2 protein-coding genes are annotated in these 1,944 nt (G+C 59.8%); one reads left to right on the top strand and one right to left on the bottom strand.

Annotated features, from left to right (window positions below; translation table 11 throughout):
• Positions 1-37: 37 nt before the first annotated feature.
• Positions 38-1,546 (top strand): tryptophan halogenase, encoded by a 1,509-nt coding sequence (locus CVT63_08335; GenBank protein ID PKQ26862.1) that lies wholly within the window; start codon positions 38-40, stop codon positions 1,544-1,546.
• A gap of 4 nt (positions 1,547-1,550) precedes the next feature.
• Here CVT63_08335 and CVT63_08330 read toward each other — a convergent pair.
• On the bottom strand, positions 1,551-1,944 hold a 394-nt coding region (locus CVT63_08330; GenBank protein PKQ26861.1), incomplete at its 5' end, for a tryptophan halogenase.

Raw genomic sequence — 1,944 nt, 5'->3', positions numbered from 1 at the left:
CCTGATCGCTCTCATTGATTCCTGCACGAGGTCTGCCATGTCGATCCAACCCATTCGCGACATTGTCATTCTCGGCGGCGGTACTGCCGGCTGGATGTCGGCCGCTGCGTTGTCGAAGCTGTTGCCGCCGTCATGCCGGATACGCCTGATCGAGTCCGAGGAAATCGGCATCGTTGGTGTTGGTGAGGCGACGATACCGAACATCAAACACTTCAATGCGGCACTAGATATCGATGAGGACGAATTCCTCAAGGCCACCCAGGGCACCTTCAAGCTCGGCATCGAGTTCGTCAACTGGGGGCAACTCGGCGATCGCTATATTCACGGCTTCGGCAAAGTCGGGCCAGATACCTCGCTGGTCGGCTTTCACCACTACTGGCTACGGCTGAAACAACTGGGCAAGGCCAGCGGACTCGACGCCTATTCGATCAACACCGTTGCGCCGCGGCAAGCCCGATTTCTGCGTTATCGCAAGGACATGCCCGGCTCGCCACTGGGCGACATCGTGCATGCGTTCCATTTCGACGCCAGCCTCTACGCGCGCTGGTTGCGCGGGCTTGCCGAAAAGCGCGGTGTGGTGCGCACCGAGGGCAAGGTAAAGCAGGTTTTGCGTCGTGCCGAAGACGGGTTCATCGAAGCGCTGGTGATGGAAAGTGGTGAGCAGATCAATGGCGAGTTTTTCATCGACTGTTCGGGCATTCGCGCGCTGCTGATTGGCGATGCGCTCGGTGTTGGCTATGACGATTGGTCACATTGGTTGCCGTGTGATCGGGCGCTGGCGGTGCCCAGCGCTCCAGTGAAGCCATTACTGTCGATGACCCGCTCAACAGCGCACAGCGCCGGCTGGCAGTGGCGAATCCCGTTGCAGCACCGGGTCGGCAACGGTCATGTGTACAGCAGTCGGTTCATGAGTGATGACGAAGCGACATCGATTCTGCTTGCCAACCTTGACGGCGAGAAGTTGGCTGATCCGCGCCTGATTCGTTTTCGTACCGGCATGCGGCGCAAACTGTGGGAGCGCAATTGCGTCGCGGTCGGCTTGTCCAGCGGCTTTCTTGAGCCGCTGGAATCGACCAGCATCCATCTGATCCAGACCGCAATTTCCCGCATTGCCACGTTCTTTCCGCATGCTGGTTTCGATGCCGCCGACATCGACGAGTACAACGCGCAGGGCGAGCTTGAGTACCAGCAGGTTCGCGATTTTCTGATCCTGCATTACAAGGCGACCGAGCGCACTGATTCGGCGTTCTGGAACTACACCCGCACCATGTCGATCCCGGCGACCCTGCAACGCAAGATCGATCTGTACCGCAGCAACGGCCGGCTGTTCCGTGATGGCAACGAGTTGTTTGCCGAGCCGAGCTGGTTGCAGGTGATGGAAGGCCAGCGCATCCATGCGCAGGGCTACCATCCGTTTGCCGGATTCATGCCGGAGAGTGAGTTGTGCGAGTTCGTCGGCGGTGTCGAGGCGGTGATCGGTAAATGCGTGGGGGTGATGCCCGACCATGCGCAGTTCATTGCCGAGCATTGCGCAGCGCAACGCTGAGCGGCTACGCCGCCATTTCCGACAGTACCTTGGCGTGGTCGCGGAAGTTGAGCGCGCAGCGGCTGCGGAAATCGTCGATCGCAGCCATGTCCGCTTTGCCGATGCCAAGCTCCGGCGCGCGCAGTTTCGCCACGTCGGGGAACTGGCCGTAGCCAGCGAGCAGGCAATGCCATGACATGGCGGGGTAGATGTCGGCGATGTTCTGGCGCGCGAGTTCCTGCTCCAGATTCTGGCCGGTAAACCAGCAGGTCAAAATCGCTTTGAGCGAGTCCGACAACTGGTCGTGGCTGGCATTGGCGCGCCAGTATTCGGTATCGGTGCGCCGATTCATTCGGTAATGGCAGACGATGTAATCGCGCACGCCGTCGAAATCACGGGCGATGCCTTCGTTGAAGGAT

Source organism: Candidatus Anoxymicrobium japonicum (genome assembly GCA_002843005.1).
Taxonomy (GTDB): Bacteria; Actinomycetota; Geothermincolia; order Fen-727; family Anoxymicrobiaceae; genus Anoxymicrobium; species Anoxymicrobium japonicum.
The sequence above is the reverse complement of the archived record's forward strand: the minus strand, read 5'-3'. Positions and strand labels throughout refer to the sequence as shown.

What these genes read in the sequence shown, in the direction of transcription:
- CVT63_08335 (PKQ26862.1), top strand. Translation starts at nt 38, where the DNA reads ATGTCGATCCAACCCATTCGCGACATTGTCATTCTCGGCGGCGGTACT.